The organism is Gordonia sp. OPL2 (assembly GCF_003797825.1).
Lineage (GTDB): Bacteria > Actinomycetota > Actinomycetes > Mycobacteriales > Mycobacteriaceae > Gordonia.
Genome location: NZ_RKME01000013.1, coordinates 79,793 through 104,491 on the forward strand (window position 1 = coordinate 79,793; position 24,699 = coordinate 104,491).

Below are 24,699 nucleotides of genomic sequence, written 5' to 3' on the forward strand. Positions count from 1 at the left end.
TCGCCGCGCCATCCACGTGCGGAGCTGTCATCCACCCGGGGAACAACCACCGTGGTTGTCAGTCCCCCGTGTGGTTGCGACCGCGCGGCGGCAGACCCATCCGCACGGCCTGGTGCGCCTCGGACAGCTCGGTGCGGAACCGTTCGACGTCGCGTGCCCATGCCTGGGCGAGCGCGCCGTCGGCGAGCTCGACGCCGATCCCCTTGCGCCGACGCGGGACAGCGGGGAGTTCGCCGAGGGCACGGGCGCTCTCCCACGTCTGCGGTTCGGGCCCGTTGTTGGCCGGGAGGATCTTCGTGATGTCCGACAACGGGATCGTGCGCGTGCCTTGGCTGAGCGTGGTCTCGGTGAGGCGGACGCTCACGTGGGTACGCGCGGCGTACACCTGGACGAGCGAGAAGCCGATCAGGATGACCGCGAAGATGATGAGCACGGGCCAGTGCACCTGGCCCGGTCCGGCGATCTCCATCGCGAGGACCGCTCCGATCAGCACCGGGCCGATCGCGACCACCCACCAGCTGCCACCGGGCTCGTAGAAGAGCAGCTCGCCGTCGTCGATCGGTTCGGACGGCGTGTCGTCGTCCGAGTCCGGGTCCGCGGCGGGCTCGTCGGTTGCGGACTCATCGTCGGCGGAGGTGTCGTCGGCGGAGGTGTCGCCGGGAGTAGCCGTGTCACCGCCGGCGTCGGCCGTCTCGTCTGCAACGCCTGACGGGTCGTCGGGCAGAGCGTTGTCACCGTCGCCGTCGTCGGTGTCTCTCGATTCGTTCACCTCTGCCCGGCTCACTTCTTCTTGCTGGGCTTCTTCGGCGCGTCCGGTGCGTACCAGGTGTCGGCTTCGGGACGGTAGGCCATCATCGAGCCGAACAGTCCGACGATCGCCGCCAGCAAGGCGAAGGCAAGGACCGGCAGGCCGAAGCTGACCACGAGAAGCAGGATGACCATCACGAGCGTCAGGGCGGCGAGGGACGAGCGCCACCGGACATCACCGACGAAGGCCTTGCTGCCGAGCAGGATGTACGCGACGCCGATGATGCCGACGATCACGCCGATGCCGATGGGCAGCAACGTCGGACCCGAACTGACGATCCCGATCACGATGAACAGGACGCCCAGCGCGGCGAGCAATCCGCCGGAGACCGTCCAGCATCGGTAGGCCCAGACGACCTGCTTGGGTCGCTGGGCTGGATCAGGACTCACCACGGTTGTCGTTTCCTTCGTTCGACGGCGGTCGGTCGCCGGATGACTGGGCAGGGTTGTGCGGGTGCGGATGGTGCGGGTGTTGGCTGTGCTGAGGAGGATTGTGCTGTCCGCCACCATACGTCCACGGTGGTGTCTGACCCTGCTGATGGCCCGGGCCTCCGGGCCACGACGACGCTCCCGGGCCGCCGCCGGACGGGTACTGCGGCCGACGACGATGAGCGGTCATGTCGCGGCAGTACTGCTCGGACTCGCGCCTGAGCAGCAGCACCGAACCGCCAAGGGCGGCGACACCGCTGATGATCATCGGGATCATGACCCATTGCGGCTCGATGTCGCCGAATAGGGTGAAGACCACGTTGACCGTGATGAACACCCCCATCGCGGCGACGACGATCCGCGCCCAGTTGTAACCCGAGCGCGTCATCAGGACGAGAAACGTCGACACCGCGGTCAGTGCGACCCCAAAGATGGCGAGCACGACGATGAGGGTGCCGCTCGAGTTGAGCATCTCGACCTGCTCGGCCGGGGTGTCCGCGGGGAGAGTGCGGATCTGCCGATCCCAGGCGTCACGGAGCCACGGGTACTGGCCGATGTAGGCGACGAGCTGACCGAGGATCACCACCGCCCACAGTTCGGTCGCGATGGAGATGGCGTCGGGCCGCTCGGGGCGCGTGCCCGGGTCCGTCGGCGCCGGATGGATCGGTGCGGTCATGGGTCCCAGGGTAGTGAATGGGGTTCCGACGGTGTCCGGCGCTCGGCCAGCGGAGGTCGGCCCGCATCATGGTCACCAGAGAGAGGAGTCGAGTGGATTATCCACTCATCGGGGCGCTGTGGTGACTCTCATGTCGCCCGTGCAGGCCCACGCCGATTGGCCGGCCACGTTGGTCGTCCACCGACACACCGTGCAGGCCTATGCCAACCGGCCGGCCACCTCGGTCGCCCAATACGTGAGGATGATCGATGCGCCCGCGCGTTTGATCGAGGTGAGCGACTCCAGGATGGCGGCGTCGCGATCGATCCAGCCGCGTTCGGCGGCCGCGGTGATCATCGAGTACTCCCCGCTGATCTGATAGGCGGCGACCGGGACGTCGGCGATCTCGGCGGCGTCGCGAACGATGTCGAGGTAGCTCATCGCCGGCTTGACCATGACGAGGTCGGCGCCTTCCTCGAGGTCGAGGCGGATCTCGCGCAGGGCCTCGATCCGGTTGGCGGCGTCCTGCTGGTACGTGCGCCGATCTCCCTGCAACGACGAGCCGACGGCCTCCCGGAACGGCCCGTAGAACGCCGAGGCGTACTTGGCGGCGTAGGCGAGGATCCCGGTGTCGGTGAGTCCCTGGTCGTCGAGTCCGGCGCGGATCGCGGCGACCTGGCCGTCCATCATCCCGCTGGGTCCGAGCAGGTGCGCGCCGGCCTGCGCCTGGGCGATCGACATCGAGACGTACCGGTCGAGGGTGGCGTCGTTGTCGATCCGTCCGCGCTCGTCGAGAACACCGCAGTGACCGTGATCGGTGAACTCGTCGAGGCACGTGTCGGCCATCAGGACGGTGCTGTCGCCGAGGTCGTCGGCCAGTGATCGCAGCGCACGGTTGAGGATGCCGTCGTCGGCGTCCGCGCCAGACCCGGTCGCATCCTTGTCGGCCGTGGCCGGCACACCGAACAGCATCAGTCCACCAACGCCCGCGCGGACGGCGTCGTCGGCGGCCTTGCGCAGCGAGTCGAGGGTGTGCTGGACGACGCCGGGCATCGACGAGATGTCCCGCGGTGCGTCGATGCCGTCGGCGACGAACATCGGCAGAACCAGGTCGGACGGTGCGAGGTTCGTCTCGGCGACGAGACGTCGCATCGCCGGGGTGGTGCGTAGTCGGCGGGGACGGATCGTTGGTGCCATGTGCGCTTCCTCCTCGTGTGGCCCTTCGTGACGCTCGGCTAGCGCCTCGCTCCTCAGGGACCGGGTGACGCTCGCGAGCTCGCTCCTCCGGGACCGGGGGTTCGGCCGGCATCACCATCACCGCTGAGGGGTCGTCGACCGGATAATCCAGCCGACGACTGCCCAACGGTGACGCTCATGTCGGCGACCCGCCACTCAGGAGCGCGAACGACGCGACTTCTTACGCGGCGGGGGCAGGGCGCCCTCGGCGCGCAGACGTGCGGCGTGCTCGGCGAGCGCGTCGACCAGTTCGGTCACCGACGCGTTCTCCGGCTGCACGTCCACCCGCAGACCGAATTCCGTTGCGGTCTCGGCGGTCTTCGGACCGATGCACGCAACGATGGTGCGCGCGTGCGGCTTTCCGGCGATTCCGACGAGATTGCGAACCGTCGAGCTGGAGGTGAAGCAGACCGCGTCGAAGCCGCCGGTCTTGATCATCTCGCGCGTCTCGGCGGGCGGCGGTGCGGCACGGACGGTGCGGTAGGCGGTGACGTCGTCGATCTCCCAACCGCGTTCGCGCAACCCCTCGGACAGGGTCTCGGTGGCGATGTCGGCGCGCGGCAACAGGATTCGGTTGACCGGGTCGAACACGTCGTCGTACGGCGGGAAGTCGTCGAGGAGTCCGAGCGAACTCTGCTCCCCCGACGGCACGAGCTCCGGCTGGATACCGAAGGTGCGCACCTTCTCCGCTGTGGCCTCGCCGACGCAGGCGATCTTCACGCCCGAGAACGCGCGGGCGTCGAGGCCGAACTCGGCGAACTTCTCCCACACGGCACGTACCGCGTTGGTCGAGGTGAACACCACCCACTGGTAGCGACCATCGACCAAACCCTTGACGGCCCTTTCCATCTGGGCAGGGCTGCGCGGGGGTTCAACGGCGATCGTCGGCACCTCCTTGGGGATCGCACCGTGCGACCGGAGCCGGTCGCTCATGTCGCCGGCCTGATCCTTGGTGCGCGGCACCAGCACGGTCCAGCCGTAGAGTGCGCGCGACTCCCACCAGGAGAGCTTGCCGCGATGTCCGACGACCTTGCCGATGGTCAGGATCAGCGGTCCGACGAGCGCGTTGCCCTGCTCGTTGAGCGTCGCGAGGGTGGCCTCGATGGTGCGCTGGGCGCAGGTGGTGCCGTTGACCGTGATCGCGACCGGCGTCTGCGCTGCCATCCCGTGTTCGGTCAGAGCGCTGGCGGTCTCGGCGAGGTGTCCGGCGGTGGCGTGCAGCACCAGGGGGCCCGGTGCGGCGGCCAGCGCGGCCCAGTCGACGCCCTCGGCGCGCACATCTGCCTCGGTGTGGGTGGAACCGAGGGGCATGCCGGCGTAGCTCGGCACGACGGAGGCCGACGGCAGTCCGGGCAGGACCTCGAACTGGACCGACGACCGTGCGACGGCGTTGACCTCGGCGAGAACCGAGTCGGTGGTGAGGGGGTCACCGGAGACGACGCGGACGACGTCGTCGCCGGCCCTCGCCGCGGCGACGAGGGTCTTGGCGACCTCGGCCGGATCGCCGAGAGCCGGGTGCACCACCGAGGCCTCGTGCTCCTCGTCGGTGTCGCCGACGGGCTGCGTCGGCTCGGCGGGATCGGCAGAGTCGGCGCCGGCAGCGGCCTGGGCGGCCTCTTTCGCGGCGGTCTTGGTGTTCTTCGACGACCGCGACGTCTCCTCGTCATCGACGATGTGGGCGGAGCCGATCATGGCCACCACACCGGCGGGGACGTCAGGATCGATGTAGGCGGTCGTCGCCTTCTCGATCACATTGCGGGCGCGCACGGTCAGCAGTTCGGGGTCGCCTGGTCCCGACCCGACGAACATGATCCGCCCCGGATTGACCTTTTTCGTACGGCTCATGAGTTCGCACTCTCCTGCCCCTGTCGGAGCTGCAGTTCCTTCTGCTACCGGAGTTGCGAGACGGTGAGTGACCCCGAGGTCGCGACCCGCTCACCTCGGGCGCACAGGGCGCCGCTAGGCTTGCGAACCGCGGCCGACGAGCTCGGCCGCTCCCAGCTCCAGCAGTTCGGCGGCGAGATCCTTGCCGAGCTGGGCTGCGCGATCCACGGGACCCACCACCGAGGCCCGGATCACGTCCGATCCGTCCTCGGCCGCCACCGCCGCGCGAAGCGACAGTTCGGCGAAGATGCGCCCGTCGTCGTCGATTGACTCGACCACCTCGGCAATCGCCCCGATCGGTGCGGTACACCCGGCCTCCAGGGCCGCGAGCACCGCGCGCTCGGCATCGATCGCCGCACGTGTGGACGCGTCGTCCAACTCGGCGAGTATTCTCACCAGTTCGGCATCGTCGGAGCGGCACTCCACGGCCAAGGCGCCCTGTGCCGGTGCCGGTAACAGCACCACCGGGTCGAAGGCCTCGGTGACCTCATCGGCTCTGCCGATCCGTACCAGACCTGCCCGGGCGACCACGACTGCGTCGAGTTCACCGCCGGCGACTTTGCCCAACCGAGAGTCAAGGTTGCCTCGTAGGGGGCGGATTTCCAAACCGAGACCCAATGCTCTAAGCTGTGCCGCCCGTCGCGGGGCGGAGGTGCCGACAGAGGATCCGGGCGGGAGCTCGCCGAGGACCATTCCATCCCTGCTGACCAGGGCATCTCTCGGATCCTCGCGCGGTGGGATGGCGGGTATGACCAGGCCGGGTTCGGGCGCTGTCGGCAGATCCTTGTAGGAGTGGATCGCGACGTCGACCTCGTGGTTCTGCAGCGCGGTGCGGATGGCGGTGGTGAACACGCCGACACCGATCTCGGCCACGGGAGCCTGCGAGGCGTCGCCGGCGGTCTTGATGATGACGAGCTCGGCGGGATGACCCGCGGCGGCGAGTGCATCGGCGACCGTCTGCGCCTGGGTACGGGCCAGCAACGAACCCCGGGTGCCGATGCGGATTGCGCCGGTGCCGGGGGTGAAGGGGCTCACTTCTCGGTCCGGCCGGCGCCGGGAGCGAAGCGAGCGGGCCGACTGTTCTCCGCGCCGGGAGCGAAGCGAGCGGGCCGACTGTTCTCCGCGCCGGGAGCGAAGCCGGGAGCTTCGGGTGCGGAGACCGCCTCGGCGGCGCCGGGCTTGAGTTCGAACAGTTCGCGCAGTGCCTCGGCGTAGTGATCGCCGTTGGGGGTCGAGGCGAGTTGCTTGACCCGCACGGTCGGCGCGTGCAGGAGTTTGTCGACGACGCGTCGGACGGTCTTGGCGACCTCGTCGCGCTGGGGATCGTCGAGGCCGGGCAGGCGTGCGTCGAGACGCAGGATCTCCGCCTCGACGACGTCGGCGGCACGTTGCCGCAGCGCGGCGACCGTCGGGGTGACCTCCGCCTGACGCTGATGGGTCAGGTAGTCGGCGAGCTCGGTCGCGACGATGGATCGTGCTGCGCTGGTATCGTTTTCGGCTGCCTGAGTCTCCGAGTCGCCGCGCAGGCCCTCGATGTCGACGACGTGCACTCCGGGAAGTCTCCCGGCTGCCGGATCGACGTTGCGGGGCAGGCCGAGGTCGCAGATCACCAGCGGGCGGGTGCGATCGCGGGCGGCGAGCGCGGAGTGCACTTCGCCGACGCTCACGACGGCTCCGACCGATCCGGTGCACGCGACGACGACGTCGGCGGCCGCCATGGCGTCGGGGAGGTGTTCGAGGCCGACGCCGCGGACGGCCATCCCGTGGTTGGCGGCGACGTTGCCGGCGAGGTGCTCGGCATTGGCGACGGTGCGGTTGACGACGACGAGTTCGCGCACACCCTCGCGGGCGAGCTGAGCGCAGGCGAGTCCACCCATGGCCCCCGCGCCGACGACGACCGCCGAGCGCAGTGTGGGCTCCTCCGCGCCGACGACACCGCCCAACACGGATTGCGCGCGATGCAGCGCGACGGAGACGACCGATGCGCCCGCCCGGTCGATACCGGTCTCGGTGTGCACGCGCTTGCCCACGCGCAGTGCCTGCTGGGCGAGTTCGTGCAGCACGCGGCCTGCGGACTGGTTGGCGTCGGCGTTGAGGTAGGCGTTGCGGATCTGACCGAGGATCTGCTGCTCGCCGACGACGAGCGAGTCGAGCCCGGCGGCGACGGTGAAGAGGTGTTCGACGGCGGCCTCGGAGTAGCGCACGTAGGCGTGGCGGGTCATCTCGTTGACGGTCATCCCCGAGTGCTCGCCCAGGACGGAACCGACGGCCTCGAGGGCGGGGTGGAACGCGTCGACGACGGCGTAGATCTCGACGCGGTTGCACGTCGAGACGAGCATCGCCTCGGAGATCGCTCGCGACGAGAGCAACTCGTCGACGATCTTGGGCCGATCGTGGTCGGAGACCGCAAGCCGTTCCAGCACCTCGACCGGTGCACTGCGGTGCGAGACCCCGAACAACAAAACACTCACGCCGTCACCGTTTCCTCACCCATGACTGTCCGGCGTCCACGCGATCGCGACGCGTTGAACGCCAACACCTGTAACTCCAAGGCTAGATCAACCTGCCTCACGACGACATCGGACTCCGTCCTCAGGGTCGTCGGTGTGACGTTGAGCAGTTGCCGTACGCCCGCCTCGACAAAGGCGTCACACGCTTTCTGCGCGTCCGGATCGGCGGTCGCGATCACGCCGATCTCGATCGGTTCGGCGTCGCGACCTGCGCAGACGTCGACGATGGCGGTCAGCGGCGCGACAGTCGGCCCGCCGTCGTCGATGATCGTGCCGATCAGTCGGGGGTCGGCGTCGAACATCGCGGTGACGCGGAAGCCACGTCCGAAACCGGCGTGTTCGAGCAGTGCCCGACCGAGCCGGCCCGCGCCGGCGAGGGCGACGGTGTGCGTGCTGTCGGTGTGCAGGGCGAGTTTGATGCGGGCGGTGAGCCGGCCGACGTCGTAACCGACGCCGCGGACGCCGTTGGCGCCGACGTGGGAGAGGTCTTTGCGCAGGATCGACGAGTTGACGCCCGCGGCGGTGGCCAGTTGCACGCTGGAGGCGACGAGCACACCTCGTTCGCTGAACGAGCGCAGTACGTGCAGATAGGTCGCCAGGCGGGTGACGGCGGGCTCGGGGATGTCGGAGGAGATGTGCACCGAATCGGCGGGCAGTGCGGAGTGGGCGGCCGAGGCGGGTTCCTCACTCACGGAGTCGGCGGGAGGGTCCCCGACAGAGTCGGCGCGAGGGTCACCGTCGGGGTCCGAGGCCCTCGACGTTGTCGCACTGCCGCTCACCCTGTGGTCACCTTCCTCCGGAGCTGATACCAGATGTCAGGGTATACCGCCCGAGAACGTGTTCACCCCCGGGTCGTCAGGTCCGCGCGCAGGCGTTCCTCATCCACTTCCCAGTAGCTGTGTTCGTCGTCGTCGAGCAGGACCACCGGCAGTCGATCGCCGAATTCGACCCGGAGGGCGGGGTCGCCGTCGGCGGCGGCTCGGTCGACATCGACCTCGTCGAAGTCCGTGCCGAGGTCGGCGCAGATCCGGGTGAGGTCGGCGCGGGCGGCGGCGCATGCCGCGCATTCCGCGCGGGTGAGCAGGGTCACCGTGGGCATGGCTGCCTCCTTCGTGTCCGCACGGCCGGGGCGTGGTCCGCGGATCAGTGTGTCACCCCTCGCAATCGGTGCCGACTAGGCTCGTCGTCGATAGTGTGGAGTTCCGGCACGGGACGAGCGAGTGGAGGTGAGCCGTGGCCGAGGAGGTCTCTGGCTCCGGTGATGCTGACCGGCCCGATCAGACGGGCGAGCGCCCCGAGGACCTCGTCGACGACGGTTCGGCAGGAGTCGGGCGCGCGGGAACCGACGACGGGGTGGACACCACTCCGGGCGTCGACGTGATCGACGGCGAGGACTGGGAAGCGCACGCCGATGCGATCGACCCGGATGGCGGCGACGACGATGCCGACGATGCCGACTCCGACGACGAAGAGGCGTCCCGCGTCACCACCTGGATCTCCGAGCGCGCCCGCGCCACCAGCGGACGGTTCCGCCAGACCGCGCACGAGCTACGGCAGAGCCTCGCCGGCGAGGCCAGCGCGAAGGCCGCCGTCGACTCGCTGCGGTCGCGGCCGTCCGACGACGTCGAACCCACCGACGTGCCAAGGGATCTCACCGCTGCCGCGTTCTTCGACGTGGACAACACCCTGGTGCAGGGGGCGTCGATCATCCACTTCGCGCGCGGTCTGGCCGCGCACAAGTACTTCACCTACGGCGACATCCTCGACTTCGCGTGGACGCAGGCCAAGTTCCAGATCACCGGCAAAGAGAACGCCGACGACGTCGCCGAGGGGCGCGAGAAGGCGCTGTCGTTCATCGCGGGTCGTCGGACCTCGGAACTCGTCGAGCTCGGCGAGGAGATCTACGACGAGTACATCGCCGAGAAGATCTGGCCTGGCACAAGGGCTTTGGCGCAGCGACACCTCGACGCGGGGCAGCAGGTGTGGCTGGTGACGGCGACGCCGGTCGAACTCGCGCAGACGATCGCCGAGCGTCTCGGACTCACCGGTGCGCTCGGGACCGTCGCGGAGAGCGTCGACGGCGTGTTCACCGGGCGTCTCGTCGGCGATATCCTGCACGGTCCGGGCAAGGCGCATGCGGTCCGTGCGCTGGCCATCCGTGAGGGGCTGAATCTCAAGCGTTGCACCGCCTATTCGGACTCGCACAACGATGTGCCGATGCTGTCGCTGGTCGGCACGGCGGTCGCCATCAATCCCGATGCGGATCTACGCGACGTCGCCAAGGTGCGCGGCTGGGAGATGTACGACTTCCGCACAGCCCGCAAGGCCGCGAAGTACGGCGCGACGACGGCCCTCGTCCTCGGGGCGGCAGGTGCCGGCGCGGCGACGGCCACCCGGCTGTTCCGGCAGCACCGGGGCTGACGCGGGGCCGGCCGGACTCACATGTGCAGCGGCCTTCAGAGGTCGACGACGTCGGAGGTCGGATCGATGAGCACCTTGGCGTGGTGCTCGGCGGAGGAGAGGGCATCGAAGGCGGCGACCACCCCGCCGAGCCCGATCGTGGCGGTGATCAACGGACCGGGGTCCACCTTCCCGTCGGCGATCATGTGCAGCGTGTCGTGGAATTCGCCTGGGTCATAGGCGAACACGAAGCGCAGTTCGATCTCCTTGTTGATCGTCATGGCGGGACGGAACGTGTCGGGCTGCATGCAGACGCCGACCACGACGACACGTGACCGGAACGGGGCGTGCGAGACGATGTCCTCGATGATCCCGGGCACGCCGACGCACTCGAAGACCACCGGACCCTGCGGGGTCGCGCCGACCCGCTCGGCGACCCGCATCACCTTCGCCCACGGCACACCCGGGATGCGCTGCAACTCGTGCATGGCAGCGAACGCGGTGTCGAACAGTCCGGACGCCTGGGTGACATAGCGCCGCTTCTGTGTCGTCGCCTCCCACGGCGAATCGGTCGTCGGGTCGACGACGACATCGGCGCCGCACCGGCGGGCGAGGTCACGGCGTCCTGCCGACAGGTCGGCGGCGACGACCGACCGGACCCCGGCCGCCTTCAGCATGAGGATCACCGCGAGACCGATCGGCCCGCAGCCGATGACGACGGCCACGTCACGCTTGCCGACCTCGCCGCGCCGAACGGCGTGGTGGGCGACGGCCATCGGTTCGGTCAGCGCGGCGAGGTCCGCCGACAACCCGTCGGGTACGGGCATGGTCAGATCCTCGGACACGAGGAGCAGATCCGCGTAGGCGCCGGGCGCCCGGGCCGACAGTCCGGTGAGGTGGGCGTCGTCGCCGTGCTTGATCATCGGCACCGAGACGACCGGGGTACCCGGGGCCCATCGTCGACGACAGTCCGGTCCGTAAGAGACGACGTCCCCGGTGAACTCATGCCCCATGACGACGGATTCCGACGACCGCATGAACGCGTCGTAGCCGACCTCGTCGGCGACCGCAGCACTCTCGTCGCAGTGGGTGCGGGCGTGCAGATCCGAGCCGCAGATGCCTGCCCGGGTCACCCGGATGAGGACCTGCCCCCGCCCCGGTGTGGGTGTCGGGAGGTCGACGACCTCGAGTTGCCCGTCCCGGCATGCCACTGCTCTCACGTGTCCCCCCTCGTGACCGTTCGTGCCCTTCGTGACGCTCGCTGCGCTCGCCCCTCAGGGAACAGGCACACGCACGCTGCGCTCGCCCCTCAGGGAGCAGGCACACGAAGACGCGGTCCCGCGAGCGGGCCGATGTCGGTTTCCCGCTCAGCCGAAGTAGACGCTACCGCGACGACTGAGCATCCGGAACAGCGTCTGCTGGATCTCCTCGCGCACGTGGTCGGTGAGGTCGAAGACGACCATCGGGTCGTCGGCGGAGGACTCGTCGAACGAGCCTGTCTCGATGGGGCGGCCGAAGTGGATGTGCCACTTCGACGGCAGTGGGACCACGCCGAGCGGCCCGAGCCACGGGAAGATGGGTGTGACCGGGAAATAGGGCAGGCCCAGGATCTTCGCCAGGGGCTTGAGGTCGGCGAGCATCGGGTAGATCTCCTCAGACCCGACGATCGAGACGGGGATGATCGGCGCGGCATTGCGCAGCGCGGTGGTCACGAATCCGCCCCGACCGAATCGCTGCAGCTTGTAGCGGTCCTTGTAGAGCTTGCCGATCCCCTTGTATCCCTCGGGCCACACCGCGGTGAGCTCGCCGGCACGCAGCAGCCGATCCGCGTCGTTGTTGCATGCCAGGGTCGCACCGATGCGTCGCGCCACCTCACTCACGCCCGGCGTGTCAAATGCCATGTCCGCGGCCAGGACTCGGAGGTAACGATTCGTCGGATGATTGTCGCGGACCGCGAGGGAGGTCATGATCGCGTCGACCGGGATGGTGCCCGCGTGGTTGGCAACAAGCAGGGCACCGCCCTCGACGGGAAGATTCTCGATGCCGGTCACCTCGACCCGGAACCATTTCTCGTACACCTGCCGGACCGCGGGGAACCACACCGACTCGGTGAAGTGCGGGTCGAAACCGAACTCGTCGACCTCGTACTCCCCGGTCATCCGCTCCCGGATGAATCCGGCGGTCGCGGTCAGCGAGTCGGCGACCGCACCGCGGAGTCCCGACAGCGAGAACAGCGGACTGGACCGCGAGGGTCCGAGATGTTCGACGCCGAGCGTCTCCGCGGGGAGCCGGACGTCGTCGCTGATCGGCGTCACCGCCGCGGGCGGGCGACCGAAACCGTCGGTGTTGGGATGACCGAGCTGTCCAGAATCCCCCGGATTGCGCTGCGCCGCAGGGGAATTCGCGGCCGCACCTGGCTGCTGACTGGGATGTCGTCGGCGGCCCTGATCCCGCGATGCACGACGGCTGCCGGACGCCTGCGCGTCACCGCCGGGAGTCGCATAGAGCTGGATCACCTTCGCGGTACGTGCGTCGGTCACGCCGCCACCTGCCAAGCTTCTCACCCCTGCGTCCATTTGATGGATTGATCACCACGTCGGCCACGGGCAACACGAACGATGCTACGCGGGATCCGCCAGTGGGTCTGTCGTCCAAGTCTAAAGGTTGGATTTGCGTTGCGCTCGATTGTGCCTCATCTCACGCCGACATGCCGAATCAGATTCACTGATGTTGATTTCATTGCAATTGATGCGCGGTGGCGACGACTCTTCGTTCGAGTGAACGCCATGAATCCGGCTCTATGACCGCCGACGAGCCGCCCCGCTCGATGAAGTCGTCGACGGTTTCCGCGGTCGAGAACCGCGGCGCGAAACCCAGCTCCGAGCGCATCCGCGTGGTGTCGAGAACCCTTCCGTACGTGAGGTATTCGGTCTGGCTCGATCGAAGCTTGGCCGACCGCAGATCTTGGAACACGCCGGTGATCGGCGCCAGCAGGCTGCTCGGTACCGGGAGTTCGATGTGCCCGATACGCCGGATCGCCTGGGTCAGACTGACCACGCCCTCACCGGCGACGTTGAAGGTGCCGGTCTTGCCCGCGAGGGTCACGTGCTCCATCGCGGCCAGCGCGTCCTCCTCGTGCAGGAACTGCAGTCGCGGCTGATACCCGATCACGGTGGGCACGATCGGCAGCGACAGGTACGAACCCATCCGGGTGTTGATCCTCGGACCGAGGATCGCCTGAAGACGGACGGTCGTGACGTCGATGTCCTGACGACGTCGGGCCAGCCCGCGGACATAGCCCTCGATGTCGAGCAGATCGCGACCGTAGCCGCGCTTCGGCTCGCGCCGGGCGGGGGTCTCCTCCGCGAAGTGGGACGGGTCGTGCGCGCTGGCGCCGTAGACCATCGCCGTCGACCGTAGGATGAGCCGCTTGACCGATGGACTGCGCTGGCAGGCCGCACACACCTGCATCGCGCCCACGACGTTGAACTCCTTGATCGCCGACGAGTGCGGCGCGGTGTCCATGATCGAGGTCGCCGCGTGAACGACGGTGTCGACCTCGTAGCCGGCGATGGCCTTGGCGATCGCGGGCCGTCGGATGTCCAGGCGCAGGAACTCGGCACGGCCCATGCGGCGCATGAGGTCCTTGCGCGGGACGCGGGAGTCGACGGCGAGGACCCGCTCGATGGCCGGGTTCGCGGCGAGTCGCGCGACGAGATAGCCGCCCAGGAACGTGGAGGCACCGGTCACCAGTACCGTCCGAGGGGTCGCTGCAGCGGTCTCGTCAGACATGTCCCCAGGCTAACCGGGAGGTGGGAGGGTTCGCCCGGTGACGGCGGTCAACACCCTGCTGCAGGAGACCCGGGCGGTCAGCCGAGTGCAGCCATCGCTCCCCGGAAACACGAAGAACCCGCCACGAGGCGGGTTCTTCTCGACGTCGGTGCGCCGCGCGTCGACTATTTGCCGAGTTTACGACGCTGCACCCGGGTCCGCCGCAGCAGCTTGCGGTGCTTCTTCTTCGACATGCGCTTGCGACGCTTCTTGATCACTGAACCCATTTGGGTGCTTCCTCACGGTTGACGCGGTTTCTACTGATTGCTCTGGTGTGCCCAGCCGGTGCGTGACGCAACGCGGGGGCATCAGCACGCGACCTCCCACATTACCGGTCGGTGTGGAGCAGGCGAAATCCGGCTGCCGAAATGCCACGACTCCCCCGCCCGGTCACACCACGCGGGTGGACGGTCGAGGGAGTCGAACGAGTCGGGGCTAGGTCAGCCGACGTCGAAGTACGAGGTCTCCAGGTAGTCGTGCACGGCCTTGGCATGCACCCGGAACGAGCGGCCCACGCGCACGGCCGGCAGTTCACCGCTGTGCACGAGCCGGTACACCGTCATCTTCGAGACGCGCATCAGCGATGCGACCTCGGCGACCGTGAGGAACTGCGAGCCCGAGGCCGCATTGCTCACCGCGCCGGTCCTGTCACCAGGCTTTTCTGCAGGTGCCATGAATTACTCATACCTCCGGAGCACGCGTCGCGGCCGCCGGCTTCCCCTCCGGCGGACATCAGACACGCACGTGCTTAAAGGAGCTTAGCGTGGCTGATGTGAAAAAAGCGACGTGAGTTGTGTGGAAATTGCGCCGAAAGTGGCGAGGACCCCAACATGCTGGGGTTTTCATGGCCTTCGACCACAAATCATGGGGTGTCCGTGTCGCTCCGGCTACCCTTCAAACCCTCAACGTCTGGTCGATGCCCTGACTTGGCGCTCGCAGCCGCGCAGGCACGAGTTGCCTGGTACACGCCGTGCCGGAAGCCGTTGGCCTCGAACTCGCGGATTGCGGCGGCCGTCGTGCCACCCGGAGAGGTGACGGCAGCACGCAGGTCGACCGGGGACAGTCCCGACTCACTGAGGAGCAGGCCGGCGCCCTTGACCGTCTGAACAGCGAGTTCGGATGCCTGCGCGCGGGTGAGACCCAGCGCCACCCCGGCGTCGATCATCGATTCGGCCATGAGGAACACGTAGGCCGGCCCGGAGCCCGAGATCGCGGTGACGGCGTCCATGTGCTTCTCGGGGACCACGGCGACCTTGCCGACGGACTCGAGCAACCGCACCACCGCGGCGAGCTGGTCCTCGTCGACGTAGCGTCCCGCCGACACTGCGGACATGGCCTCGTTGACCAGCATCGGCGTGTTCGGCATGACACGCACGACCGGCGACCCGGCCTGCAGGGCGTTCTCGTATCGGGAGATCGGGATACCGGCAACCAGGGTGACGGTCACCCGCTCGGACTCCGCGTCGTCGTCGGCCCCGGAGAGCTGACGCAGCACGGCGTCGACGTCGTCGGGTTTCGTGGCGAGGAAGACGTACTGCGCACCCTCGGCAGCCGACGTCACGTCGGTGACCAGGACGCCGTACTCGTCGGCGATCTCCTTGGCCCGCTTCGGCATCTTCTCGGCGACGACGAGGTCCTTGGTCTGCTTGCCGGACTGGATCAGGCCGGCCAGCAGTGCCTCGCCGATCTTGCCTCCGCCGACGATGGCGATGCGTTCGGTCACGGGTGAGTGCCTTTCTTTCAGAGTCGAGGGGTCTCGGTCGAGGTCGCGGCGATCGCCGGACGCAGGTCAGGACCGCTGCGGGATGAGGGCCAGCTGCCGCGACTGCGCGACAATCGTTCCGGTCGAGTCCATCACGACGTGATCCTCTTCGAACATCCCGGGGCCCACCTCGGTGCTCGTGGCGGCGAATCGCAACCAGCCCGGCGCGGGATGTCGTCGCACATAGGTCGTCAGCTGGACCGTCGGTGCCCAGCCGAACAGCGCCAGGTTCATCACCACCGGGGGCGAGATGTCGCACACGAGGACGGCGAACCCCGTGTCGGGGTCGCCACTCTTCGGTCGCGCCCATCCACGGACCACCGGCTCACCGGTCTCCCCGCGCACGATCGGGAACGTCGCGGCGTCGAGCACGAGGTCCATCGCCGGACCGAGGTGGTTGACCTCGGCGACGGGTGAGTCGTCGAGCGCGATCCCGTCGGCGGGCGGTTCGGCGGGCGTGCCGTCGAGCACGGTCGGCGACGAATGGTGTGGCGCACCGGTATCCGGCCGTGCGCACGTGATCGACGACGACACCGTCGTCCGCCCGTTCTGCACAGCGTCCACGGTCATCACGGTGACGGTCCGGCCGCGTTTGCGGACGAGGACCTCGAGGTCGACCTCGGCGGCGTCCGGCGCATGCAGGTAGTCGCTGGCGATGGCGACCGGGATCTTGGGCGCGTCGTGGTCGTCGGCGGGATCCGACGACGGGGTCAGTTCGGTGAGTGCGCGTTCGGCGGCTGCGGCGACGACCATCTGCAGGCTGCCGCCGTGCACCTTCGGCCCGATGGTGAACACGGGATCGATCACCGCGCGATAGGTGATGCGGTCCGATCCGGATCGCGACACCTCGGTGAGGATGCGTACGTCGTCAAGCTTTCGGGTCATCGTTCCGCTCTTGGTTGCGTCGTGGGAGGCGCGTGACGGGCGACGCCGGCGCTCTCAGCCACGTTCTGATCGAACCCGCCCGGGATCGTCGGTCCCCAGTCCCCGGGCGAGGTGCTGGCGAGCAAAATCTAGCGAACGACCCAGCAGTGCACTGCGCTCGGGTTTGGTGCGGGCGCCGCTGGTGGTGACCTCCAACACAACCGCACCGGGGAAGTCGCTCTGCGCGAGCCGACGGCACACCTCGGCGCAGGGCTGATTGCCGTCGCCGGGCAGCAGATGCTCGTCGGTCGCGGCCCCGTCGCCGTCGGCCAGGTGCAGGTGAGACAGGGACGAGCCCATGCGCTCGAACATGGCCAGGGCGTCGGCGCCCGCGGTCGCGGTGTGCGACAGGTCGAGGGTGTAGTGCGCATAGCCGTCGTCGGTCGGGTCGATCGATTTCCCGAACGCCGACGCCGCCAGTCCCGGTCCGCCGCGGTCGAGGAGCCGCCGCGCGGATCGCTGCCCGGCCCCGAAGAGGCGGTCGGCACGCATGGGGAACATGTTCTCCACCGCGATCGCGATGCCGCTGTCCTCCTCGAGTTCGGCGACCATGTCGTCGAACCCGGCGACGTAGGCGCGCTGCCAGCGGAACGGCGGATGCACGACGACGGTCGAGGCGCCGAGATCCTCGGCGGCCTGCACCGATCGGGCCAGCTTGACCAGCGGGTCTCGACCCCAGACCCGTTGGGAGATCAGCAGACACGGCGCGTGGATGGACAGCACCGGAACCTGGTAGCGCTCCGACAGGTACTCGACGTGGGCGATGTCCTGGCTGACCGGCTCACCCCACACCATCAGTTCGACGCCGTCGAACCCGAGTTCGGCCGCGTAGGCGAAGGCCGCCTCGGTGTTCTGCGGGTACACCGACGCCGTCGACAGACCGATCGGGATGTCGGGCGCATCGTGTGGCGCGCCGGGCGCAGGTGCGGTCACGGGCCGCGACTAGGTCGCCAGCAGCACGAGTGGACCGATCGTGACGATCAGACCGACGCCGAGTGCCAGCAACGTGGTGGTCAGGTCCTTGGTCCGCCGCACCAGGTGGGCGAAGGTGACAATGCCGAAGATCACCAGCACCGCGAGCACCAGCGCGAAGTAGACGTTCCACTTCCACAGCTCGGTGAAGCCCCAGAAGAGCCCGACACCGACGGCCAGCCCGGCGAGGGCCTGCCCGATGATGAACAGCCACGCGACCACGGGCGAGAACTCCCGGCCGGGATGTTCCGACGCCTCGGTGTCGACCTCGGGTGCAGCGACGGTCGGCGCGGGATCGTCGGCGACCGGCTCGGGCCGGGCCGTGACAGGTGCCTCGTCGGTGGCCGGCGCGGTGGCTGCGTCGTCGACGGACGTACTGGTGAGGTCGTCGGCGTCGAGGGTGCGGTCGGTGGGGACCGCGAGACCTGCGGGATCCGTGGCCGTCGCGTCACCGGTCGTCGGCGGCACTTGCACCTCATCGGCAGCGGTGTCGACGTCGTTGTCGGCGGCGGTGGTGTCGGTGGCGGCGTCGTCGACGAGCGCGTCGGACACATCGCCGGTGGGCGACTCGTCGGGTGCCGGGCTCGGTCCGACCGGCGCGGCGAAGACGGACGTGGTGGGTACCGGAGGTACCGGGACGGGCGCGGTCTCGTCCGATTCGTCCAGGTTCTCCCGCAGGCGGGCGGCCGCCGGTCGTGCGGTCCGGTCGGCCTTCTTCTTGCGCCAGCCGCCGAAGCGTCGCTTCTTGGGCTCGGGTTCGTCGTCCTCGACGTCGGCGAAATTGCGGTACGCCTCGAAGTCGTCGTCCATCACCTCGGCGAAGCCGCTGGTCGGCCGAGCGCCGGTGTCGGAGGTGGGATCGGTGGCCGGCGCCGACAGATCGGCCAGATCGACATCGTCGGATTCGACGACGGCCAGACCGTCTGCGTCCTGATCGCCGACGACGGGGATGATTCCGGTCACCGCGTTGGCGTTCGCGTCGTCGGCCATCCGGCCGGCGACCGCCGACGAACTGAAGTCACGGGTCGCCGGCTGCGCGTAGCCGGGCATGCCACTCGAGGTAGGACGCGCCTGCGGTTCACCGAACGGTCGTGCGCCGTCGGCCGGACCACGGCCGGGAGCCGTGGCGGGACGGTCCGCGATGGGCCGGTCGTCGGCGTATCGCCGTGCGACGGGATTGGCCGAACGCGGGAACGCGCCGGTGTCGCCGCTGGGGCGGCCGACAGGTGTGGTCGGGCCCGTCGTCGGGCGTGCCGAGGTGGGGTCCGGGGCCGAGCGTGTCGTCGCATCGGACGGTCGGGACGTGTCGGGTCCGGTCGCCGGTTCGGCCGACTGCACGCGCGGGATCTCGCCGGTCAGTTCCGAGACCGAAACCGATCCCTCACGTCCCACCCGACGGCGCCCGCGGCCCTCACGTGGTGTCCCGGCGCCCGCGTCGCCCTGCTCACGGCTGCGCGCCAACAACTCCGAGACCGAAATAGGCCGGGAATCGGGTGCATCCGACCCGCGTCGTCCTTGCCCGCCCGTCTCCGATTCGTTGGCCATAGAGTGCGCTCTCCGTCCTCGAGATCAAAACCCGCCCCCACGCGGGACCTGTGTCAGCTCATCCAACGCCGCGGCCGGGTCACCCGGTTCCCGATGATCCGGTTCCGACCGTCTCAATTCCGACGGCCTCGGCGGCCTGTACCGGCTCGGAGTCGAGCCGGCGCAGGATGACGCCTTCGCGCAGCGCCCACGGACAGATCTCAAGTGTATCGACTGCCAGTGCGCGCATGGCCGCCTCCGCCACCAGAGCACCGGCGACGAGCTGACCAGCGCGGTCGGCGCTGACACCCTCGAGTTCGGCCCGGTCGTCGCGCGTCATCCGGGAGATGAAGGAGATGAGCTGTCGCAGACCATTGGTGGTGAGCTGCCGTTGCACCCGTGGGCCCGCGCTCGACGGGGCGGCGCCGGTGAGGCGGGCCAGACTGCGGAAGGTCTTCGACGTGCCGACGGCGAGGTCGGGACGACCGGGCTCGATCAGCGCCTTCGCGGCCGGCCGCAACTCCGCGTCGAGCCAGTCGCGCAAGACGGCGACACGACGACGGTCCGGCGGATCCCCCGGTAACCACTCCCGGGTCAAACGGCCCGCACCGAGCGGCAGCGACAACGCCGAGTCGGGTTCCTCGTCGACGCCGTTCGACATCTCGAGCGACCCGCCACCGATGTCGAGAGCGAGGATGCGACCGGCGCTCCAGCCGTACCAGCGGCGCACCGCCAGCGACGTGAGCCGGGCCTCGTCACGTCCCGACAACACCGCCACCTGGACGCCGGTCTTGTCCGCGACCGCGGCCAGTACCTCGTCGCTGTTGCTCGCGTCGCGGACCGCGGACGTCGCGAACGCCATGATCTGTTCGCAACCCGACGTCGACGCGATGTGGGTGAACTCGTCCACCGATTCGATCAGCTTGGCCGCCGCGCGATCGGAGAGCCGACCGCGCTCATCGATCTGCTCGGCGAGCCGAAGCACGGATTTCGTGGAACTCATGGGGGTGGGATGACCACCGCGATGAGCATCGACCACCAGCAGGTGGACAGTGTTGCTGCCCACGTCGAGCACTCCTAGACGCACGTTCTCCAAGGCTAGTCCGTGCATGGGGTTCTCGGCACGCGGAGTGGAATTCCGACGCGATCGCCCGCCGCCGTGCGACTTCGCCGACGGCGGTTACCGTTGAGAGTGTGACCCGCACAGAAGCCCCGCGACAGGCACCCGAGCGCATGACACCTGCGCCGGAGGTCGATCTGGATTTCCCTCGCGAATGGTACGAATTCGCCGATCCGGCCGATTCCGAACATGTGATCAACGCGGATCTGACGTGGCTGCTGTCGCACTGGACCTGCGTCTTCGGCACCCCCGCGTGCCAGGGCATCATCGAGGGTCGCGAGAGCGACGGATGCTGCAGTCACGGCGCCTATCTGTCGGACAAGGACGATCGCAAGAAGCTGGCGAAGGCCATGGCGATGCTGACCGAGGACGACTGGCAGTACTACAAGAAGGGCTCCGGCAAGGACCCGCTCGGTCCGCGTGGCTACCTCGAGGAGGGCGACCTCGACGACGAGCCCGCACTCAAGACGCGAAAGTACAAGGGCGCGTGCATCTTCCTGAACCGCCCAGGGTTCGCCGGCGGAACCGGCTGCGCGTTGCACTCGATGGCACTGCGCCGCGGCATCGAACCGCTGACCGTGAAGCCCGAGGTCTGCTGGCAATTGCCCGTTCGGCGCGAACAGGATTGGGTCGAGCGGCCCGACGGCACCGAGGTGCTGCGCACGACGATCACCGAGTTCGACCGTCGCGGCTGGGGCGAGGGCGGGCACGACCTGAAGTGGTACTGCTCCGGTTCACCCGACGCGCACGTCGGCGCCACCCAGGTGTGGGAGTCGTACGCCCCGGAACTCGTCGAACTGATCGGCCAACCCGCCTACGACGTCCTCGCCGCCGCGTGCCGTCGTCGAAACGGCCTGGGGCTCATCGCCGTCCATCCGGCGACGACTGCCGCCACCACCCGCCGCGAGACCGACATCAAGTACGAGTTGATGGACGAGTAGCGCTCGGGGTCAGGCCGTCGGAAGCCAACCTCCCAACGCCACCAGCACGGAGGCCTTTCGCGCTGACTGTGCCCTGTTTTGCGCCGACTGTGCCCGGGACTTGCGCGATCGGCCGGCGTTGCACTGAAGGCCGGGCACAGTCGGCGCAAAACAGGGCACAGTCAGCCTCCGTGCTGGTGGCCTTGAGTGCCTCTCTTACGGTTCGTACTTGTAGCCCAGGCCGCGGACGGTGACGAGGTGTTTGGGGTTGCCGGGGTCGGGTTCGATCTTGGAGCGCAACCGCTTCACGTGGACGTCGAGCGTCTTGGTGTCGCCGACATAGTCGGCGCCCCACACCCGATCGATCAGCTGACCGCGGGTCAGGACGCGTCCGGAGTTGCGGAGCAGGTACTCGAGCAGGTCGAACTCCTTGAGCGGCAAGGTGATCGCGTCGCCGTTGACGGCGACGGTGTGGCGCTCCACGTCCATCCGCACCGGCCCCTCCTCGAGGACCCCGATCGCGAGTTCCTCCTCGGCGGCCTCGCCGCCGCGGCGCAGGACGGCCCGGATGCGAGCGATCAGTTCGCGGGCGGAGTACGGCTTGGTGACGTAGTCATCGGCACCGAGTTCGAGGCCGACGACCTTGTCGATCTCGCTGTCCCGGGCGGTCACCATGATCACCGGCACGCCCGAGCGCGCCCGTAGCGACTTGCAGATCTCGGTTCCGGACATGCCCGGCAGCATCAGGTCGAGGAGGACGATGTCGGGGCTCACCCGATCGAAGGCCGACAGCGCCTGGGCACCGTCGTTGACGACGCTGGCCTCGAACCCTTCCTTGCGGAGCAGGAAGGCGAGCGGGTCGGCCAGGGATTCCTCGTCCTCGACGATAAGTACGTGCGTCACCGATGGGATTCCTTTGGTAGTCAGGGACGTTCCGCCGCGGACTGATGCAGCGGAACACGGTCGGTGGCCGCACCCGGGTGGGTGTCGGCGATACCGGAGTCGTCGGGGTCGACGACGTCGGGGGTCAGGTCCTGCGGGATGCAGAGGGTGAAGGTCGAGCCGGTGCCGGGCTTGCTCCAGAGCCCGATCGTGCCACCGTGATTGGCGGCGACGTGTTTGACGATCGCGAGACCGAGCCCGGTGCCGCCGGTGCGTCGTGAGCGAGCCTTGTCCACGCGGAAGAACCGTTCGAAGACGCGCTCCTGGTCCTCCTGCGCGATCCCGATCCCGCGGTCGGTGACAGCGATCGCGACCATCGGGCGGCCGTCGACGGTGGCGACGCGGCGACTGATCGAGACGGTGGTGTTCTCCGACGAATACGCGATCGCGTTGACGACGAGGTTGCTCAACGCGGTCAGCAGCAGCACACGGTCGCCGCGCACGGTCAGCCCGGCCGGCATGTCGGCCTTGAGGGTGATCCCGACGGCCTCCGCAGAGGTGGTGGCCGTGTCGATGGCCTCGGACACGAGTTCGTCGACGTCGACGGTCGTGAACGCCGACGTCTCGCCACCTTGCAACCGGGACAGCGCGATGAGCTCGCTGACCATGTTGCCGAGCCGATCGGCCTCGGTCAGCACCCGACGGCCGAAGTGCTCGACGGATTCGTGGTCGTCGGCGGATTCCAGCAGGGCCTCGGTGAGCAGTCCGATCGCACCGACCGGGGTCTTGAGTTCGTGGGACACGTTGGCCACGAAGTCGCGACGGGTCGCCTCGACGCGACTGTGTTCGGTGTCGTCGACGCCGTAGACGACGGCATAACGCTCGTCGTCGTGCGCGACCAGGCGGATCAGGCAGCGCACCGACTCGAAGTGGCGCGCGGTGGTGCGTCCGGTGGAGATGAAGCCCAGGGACGACTGCGGCGGACTGAACTCGAAGCGGGCCTCGACCTCGGTGTCGAGCACCTCCTTCGCGGCGTCCCACACCTCGTCGGCGAGCAGGCGGTCACGGACCACACCCATCTCGACGGCCTGATGGTTGTAGAGGACGACGTCACGGAACTGATCGACGACGGCGACCGCCGACTCACTGTTGCGCACGATGAGGCTGAGCAGCCCCGCCTTGGTCATCCGGCCGTCGTCGGTGGTCACGGTGACATCGGAGTCGCGCAATTCGGCGGCCTCGGCGACCTCGCGGGGCGCGTTCGCCTGGTTCAACCGGCTCGCGACCAAGTCGGTGGTGACCGGGACAGAGGTCGACTGCGACACACGTGCGTCGGCCGGGGACACCGATCTCCGCACGTGCCAGGCACTCCAGCCGCGTCCGTGCCAGCCGAGTCCCAGGAGGACCCCGCAGAACAATGCGAGCGCGATCGCCGCGAAAACCAGTGCAACGGTCACAATGGCAGCTTACGGCTCGACAAACGCGCACTGCACGTTCGTCGCCATTGTTCCGCGGGTGTTCACGCACTGTTCGGCCAACCGGACACGGTTGCGACACGACGGTGCTACGCGGGGGAAACGGCGGCTCCCCGGACCCGGTCCGACGCCCTCACTGCGGAACGGGAACCGCCATGTCGGCATACTCCGGGTTCTGCGAGATGAACCGTTGGACATACGAGCAGACCGGGACCACCTGCTTGCCCGTCGTTCGGATGTCGTCGAGCACGACACGGACGAGCTGGCCCGCATATCCGTGACCGCTGAACTGCTCGCGGATCACGGTATGGGTGAGAACGACCTGATAGGGCTCCGAGACATAGTCGAGATATCCGACAGTCTCCTCGTCGCCGCTCCCGTCGGCAGTCGAATCCGAGCTCAATATCGCTTCGTAACGCTCCTGAGCTGGGGAATGGTTGATTCTCAGAATCCCGACATCCGCCATGGCATCCAATGTAGCGCGCGTCACACCTTCGGCACCATGACGATTGTGTTACAGGTGCACCCGCGACCCGGGGGTCACTTCTGCCCCTGCGCGGCGACGGCCGCCGCCCCGGCCGCGGCCGCTTCCGGATCGAGGTAGGTGCCACCCGGGTTGAGCGGCTTGAGGTTCTCGTCGAGGTCGTAGCGCAGCGGATTGCCGGTGGGGATGTTGAGGCCGGCGATGTCGGCGTCGGAGATGTCGTCGAGGTGCTTGACCAGCGCCCGCAACGAGTTGCCGTGCGCCGCGACGAGCACCGTCTTGCCGGCCCGGATGTCGGCGGCGATGGTCTCGGTGAAGTACGGGATCATCCGGGCGACGACATCCTTGAGACATTCTGTCAGCGGGACCTCGGCCAGGTCGGCGTACCGCGGGTCGTCGGACTGGCTGTACTCGGCGTCGCGCTCGATCGGCGGCGGCGGGACGTCGTAGCTGCGGCGCCAGAGCATGAACTGCTCCTGGCCGTACTTCTCGAGGGTGTCCGCCTTGTTGAGTCCCTGCAGGGCGCCGTAGTGACGCTCGTTGAGTCGCCAGTCGCGGGTCACCGGAATCCAATGGCGATCGGCCTTGTCCAGTGCGATCTGCGCGGTCTGGATGGCCCGTCGGAGCAACGACGTGTACAGGATGTCGGGCAGGACGTCGTGCTCGACGAGCAGTTCGCCCGCGCGGACCGCCTCGGCCTCGCCCTTCTCGGTGAGCGCGACGTCGACCCAGCCGGTGAACTGGTTCGACGCGTTCCACTCGCTCTCGCCGTGCCGCATCAGAATCAAGGTGCCGTTGCTCATGCCACAAAGTTTTGCACAGATGGGTCGCGGCTTCTCCCCTGCACAGCCGTCACCCCCGCCGAGTCGGCCCTCCCGCCGACC

Annotated in this window: 25 protein-coding genes; 2 read left to right on the forward strand and 23 right to left on the reverse strand. The window is 68.4% G+C overall.

The genetic code is table 11. From position 1 onward, the window contains the following. Positions 1–58: 58 nt before the first annotated feature. The 9 genes from EEB19_RS14355 to EEB19_RS14395 form a co-directional block, all read right to left on the reverse strand. Positions 59–769: an EbsA family protein gene (locus EEB19_RS14355; protein WP_262365668.1), complete on the reverse strand. Its 711-nt coding sequence runs from the start codon at positions 767–769 to the stop codon at positions 59–61. Positions 770–780: 11 nt separating this feature from the next. Next, the gene (locus EEB19_RS14360) at positions 781–1,200 is read right to left on the reverse strand and encodes a hypothetical protein (RefSeq protein WP_187587344.1); all 420 of its coding nucleotides are present in this window, start codon (positions 1,198–1,200) and stop codon (positions 781–783) included. Continuing rightward, positions 1,187–1,912, reverse strand: coding sequence for a hypothetical protein (locus EEB19_RS14365; protein ID WP_187587346.1), 726 nt, complete (start codon positions 1,910–1,912; stop codon positions 1,187–1,189). Before EEB19_RS14365 ends, EEB19_RS14360 begins: the two co-directional genes overlap by 14 nt. 198 nt (positions 1,913–2,110) lie before the next feature. Further along, complete coding sequence (gene hemB, locus EEB19_RS14370; RefSeq protein ID WP_187587348.1) at positions 2,111–3,088, reverse strand: porphobilinogen synthase; 978 nt, start codon at positions 3,086–3,088, stop codon at positions 2,111–2,113. A gap of 195 nt (positions 3,089–3,283) precedes the next feature. Further along, entirely contained in the window at positions 3,284–4,972 is a 1,689-nt protein-coding gene (locus EEB19_RS14375) for a bifunctional uroporphyrinogen-III C-methyltransferase/uroporphyrinogen-III synthase (RefSeq protein ID WP_187587350.1), read from the reverse strand. A 114-nt stretch (positions 4,973–5,086) separates the two neighbouring features. Then, positions 5,087–6,046 (reverse strand): hydroxymethylbilane synthase, encoded by a 960-nt coding sequence (gene hemC / locus EEB19_RS14380; protein ID WP_187587352.1) that lies wholly within the window; start codon positions 6,044–6,046, stop codon positions 5,087–5,089. Next, the gene (locus EEB19_RS14385; RefSeq protein ID WP_187587354.1) at positions 6,043–7,482 is read right to left on the reverse strand and encodes a glutamyl-tRNA reductase; all 1,440 of its coding nucleotides are present in this window, start codon (positions 7,480–7,482) and stop codon (positions 6,043–6,045) included. Before EEB19_RS14385 ends, hemC begins: the two co-directional genes overlap by 4 nt. Continuing rightward, positions 7,479–8,213 (reverse strand): redox-sensing transcriptional repressor Rex, encoded by a 735-nt coding sequence (locus EEB19_RS14390; protein ID WP_187587356.1) that lies wholly within the window; start codon positions 8,211–8,213, stop codon positions 7,479–7,481. The genes EEB19_RS14385 and EEB19_RS14390 overlap by 4 nt, the downstream gene beginning before the upstream one ends. Before the next feature lie 149 nt (positions 8,214–8,362). Then, a complete protein-coding gene (locus tag EEB19_RS14395) occupies positions 8,363–8,620 on the reverse strand; it encodes a glutaredoxin family protein (RefSeq protein WP_187587358.1) in 258 nt (85 codons plus the stop codon). Between the two features lie 254 nt (positions 8,621–8,874). On the opposite strand from EEB19_RS14395, the gene EEB19_RS14400 reads away from it, so the two are divergent. Next, positions 8,875–9,942: an HAD family phosphatase gene (locus tag EEB19_RS14400; protein WP_262365675.1), complete on the forward strand. Its 1,068-nt coding sequence runs from the start codon at positions 8,875–8,877 to the stop codon at positions 9,940–9,942. 35 nt (positions 9,943–9,977) lie between these two features. Here the strand turns inward: EEB19_RS14400 and EEB19_RS14405 are convergent, their stop codons facing one another. The 10 genes from EEB19_RS14405 to EEB19_RS14450 all read right to left on the reverse strand — a co-directional run bounded on the left by EEB19_RS14405 (position 9,978) and on the right by EEB19_RS14450 (position 20,021). After that, positions 9,978–11,141, reverse strand: coding sequence for a zinc-binding dehydrogenase (locus EEB19_RS14405; protein WP_187587362.1), 1,164 nt, complete (start codon positions 11,139–11,141; stop codon positions 9,978–9,980). A gap of 147 nt (positions 11,142–11,288) precedes the next feature. Further along, entirely contained in the window at positions 11,289–12,497 is a 1,209-nt protein-coding gene (locus EEB19_RS14410; protein ID WP_187587364.1) for a lysophospholipid acyltransferase family protein, read from the reverse strand. A 160-nt stretch (positions 12,498–12,657) separates the two neighbouring features. Further along, entirely contained in the window at positions 12,658–13,713 is a 1,056-nt protein-coding gene (locus tag EEB19_RS14415) for an NAD-dependent epimerase/dehydratase family protein (protein WP_187587366.1), read from the reverse strand. A 164-nt stretch (positions 13,714–13,877) separates the two neighbouring features. Then, positions 13,878–13,979, reverse strand: coding sequence for an AURKAIP1/COX24 domain-containing protein (locus EEB19_RS14420; RefSeq protein WP_003402602.1), 102 nt, complete (start codon positions 13,977–13,979; stop codon positions 13,878–13,880). 213 nt (positions 13,980–14,192) lie between these two features. After that, positions 14,193–14,426: a helix-turn-helix domain-containing protein gene (locus EEB19_RS14425; protein ID WP_161061838.1), complete on the reverse strand. Its 234-nt coding sequence runs from the start codon at positions 14,424–14,426 to the stop codon at positions 14,193–14,195. A gap of 188 nt (positions 14,427–14,614) precedes the next feature. Next, positions 14,615–15,475: a pyrroline-5-carboxylate reductase gene (proC, locus tag EEB19_RS14430; protein ID WP_187587368.1), complete on the reverse strand. Its 861-nt coding sequence runs from the start codon at positions 15,473–15,475 to the stop codon at positions 14,615–14,617. A 66-nt stretch (positions 15,476–15,541) separates the two neighbouring features. Continuing rightward, the gene (locus EEB19_RS14435) at positions 15,542–16,399 is read right to left on the reverse strand and encodes a thioesterase family protein (protein ID WP_187587370.1); all 858 of its coding nucleotides are present in this window, start codon (positions 16,397–16,399) and stop codon (positions 15,542–15,544) included. Between the two features lie 54 nt (positions 16,400–16,453). Further along, entirely contained in the window at positions 16,454–17,371 is a 918-nt protein-coding gene (locus tag EEB19_RS14440; RefSeq protein ID WP_187587372.1) for a sugar phosphate isomerase/epimerase, read from the reverse strand. A gap of 9 nt (positions 17,372–17,380) precedes the next feature. Further along, positions 17,381–18,955 carry a hypothetical protein gene (locus tag EEB19_RS14445; RefSeq protein WP_187587374.1) on the reverse strand — a complete coding sequence of 525 codons (1,575 nt, stop codon included), beginning with the start codon at positions 18,953–18,955 and terminating at the stop codon, positions 17,381–17,383. A 79-nt stretch (positions 18,956–19,034) separates the two neighbouring features. After that, on the reverse strand, positions 19,035–20,021 hold the full coding sequence (locus EEB19_RS14450; protein ID WP_187587376.1) for a Ppx/GppA phosphatase family protein: 987 nt from the start codon (positions 20,019–20,021) through the stop codon (positions 19,035–19,037). A 146-nt stretch (positions 20,022–20,167) separates the two neighbouring features. Here EEB19_RS14450 and EEB19_RS14455 point away from each other — a divergent pair, with 146 nt between their 5' ends. Continuing rightward, positions 20,168–20,995 (forward strand): hypothetical protein, encoded by an 828-nt coding sequence (locus EEB19_RS14455; RefSeq protein WP_187587459.1) that lies wholly within the window; start codon positions 20,168–20,170, stop codon positions 20,993–20,995. A gap of 195 nt (positions 20,996–21,190) precedes the next feature. Here EEB19_RS14455 and EEB19_RS14460 read toward each other — a convergent pair whose 3' ends face one another. The 4 genes from EEB19_RS14460 to EEB19_RS14475 all read right to left on the reverse strand — a co-directional run bounded on the left by EEB19_RS14460 (position 21,191) and on the right by EEB19_RS14475 (position 24,618). Beyond that, positions 21,191–21,877 (reverse strand): response regulator transcription factor, encoded by a 687-nt coding sequence (locus EEB19_RS14460; RefSeq protein ID WP_187587378.1) that lies wholly within the window; start codon positions 21,875–21,877, stop codon positions 21,191–21,193. Positions 21,878–21,897: 20 nt separating this feature from the next. Further along, on the reverse strand, positions 21,898–23,313 hold the full coding sequence (locus tag EEB19_RS14465; protein WP_222929943.1) for a cell wall metabolism sensor histidine kinase WalK: 1,416 nt from the start codon (positions 23,311–23,313) through the stop codon (positions 21,898–21,900). Positions 23,314–23,464: 151 nt separating this feature from the next. Beyond that, positions 23,465–23,797, reverse strand: coding sequence for a GNAT family N-acetyltransferase (locus tag EEB19_RS14470; RefSeq protein ID WP_187587380.1), 333 nt, complete (start codon positions 23,795–23,797; stop codon positions 23,465–23,467). 74 nt (positions 23,798–23,871) lie between these two features. Further along, positions 23,872–24,618, reverse strand: a complete 747-nt coding sequence (locus EEB19_RS14475; RefSeq protein WP_187587382.1) for a phosphoglyceromutase — start codon at positions 24,616–24,618, stop codon at positions 23,872–23,874. Between the last annotated feature and the right edge of the window lie 81 nt (positions 24,619–24,699).

Bases quoted from the DNA above. Each gene is read 5' to 3' on its own strand.
- hemB (WP_187587348.1), bottom strand. From the start codon at position 3,088: ATGGCACCAACGATCCGTCCCCGCCGACTACGCACCACCCCGGCGATG.
- EEB19_RS14410 (WP_187587364.1), bottom strand. From the start codon at position 12,497: ATGGACGCAGGGGTGAGAAGCTTGGCAGGTGGCGGCGTGACCGACGCA.
- EEB19_RS14395 (WP_187587358.1), bottom strand. From the start codon at position 8,620: ATGCCCACGGTGACCCTGCTCACCCGCGCGGAATGCGCGGCATGCGCC.
- EEB19_RS14375 (WP_187587350.1), bottom strand. From the start codon at position 4,972: ATGAGCCGTACGAAAAAGGTCAATCCGGGGCGGATCATGTTCGTCGGG.
- EEB19_RS14365 (WP_187587346.1), bottom strand. From the start codon at position 1,912: ATGACCGCACCGATCCATCCGGCGCCGACGGACCCGGGCACGCGCCCC.
- EEB19_RS14435 (WP_187587370.1), bottom strand. From the start codon at position 16,399: ATGACCCGAAAGCTTGACGACGTACGCATCCTCACCGAGGTGTCGCGA.
- EEB19_RS14445 (WP_187587374.1), bottom strand. From the start codon at position 18,955: ATGGCCAACGAATCGGAGACGGGCGGGCAAGGACGACGCGGGTCGGAT.
- EEB19_RS14475 (WP_187587382.1), bottom strand. From the start codon at position 24,618: ATGAGCAACGGCACCTTGATTCTGATGCGGCACGGCGAGAGCGAGTGG.
- EEB19_RS14455 (WP_187587459.1), top strand. From the start codon at position 20,168: ATGACACCTGCGCCGGAGGTCGATCTGGATTTCCCTCGCGAATGGTAC.
- EEB19_RS14470 (WP_187587380.1), bottom strand. From the start codon at position 23,797: ATGGCGGATGTCGGGATTCTGAGAATCAACCATTCCCCAGCTCAGGAG.
- EEB19_RS14415 (WP_187587366.1), bottom strand. From the start codon at position 13,713: ATGTCTGACGAGACCGCTGCAGCGACCCCTCGGACGGTACTGGTGACC.
- EEB19_RS14425 (WP_161061838.1), bottom strand. From the start codon at position 14,426: ATGGCACCTGCAGAAAAGCCTGGTGACAGGACCGGCGCGGTGAGCAAT.
- EEB19_RS14420 (WP_003402602.1), bottom strand. From the start codon at position 13,979: ATGGGTTCAGTGATCAAGAAGCGTCGCAAGCGCATGTCGAAGAAGAAG.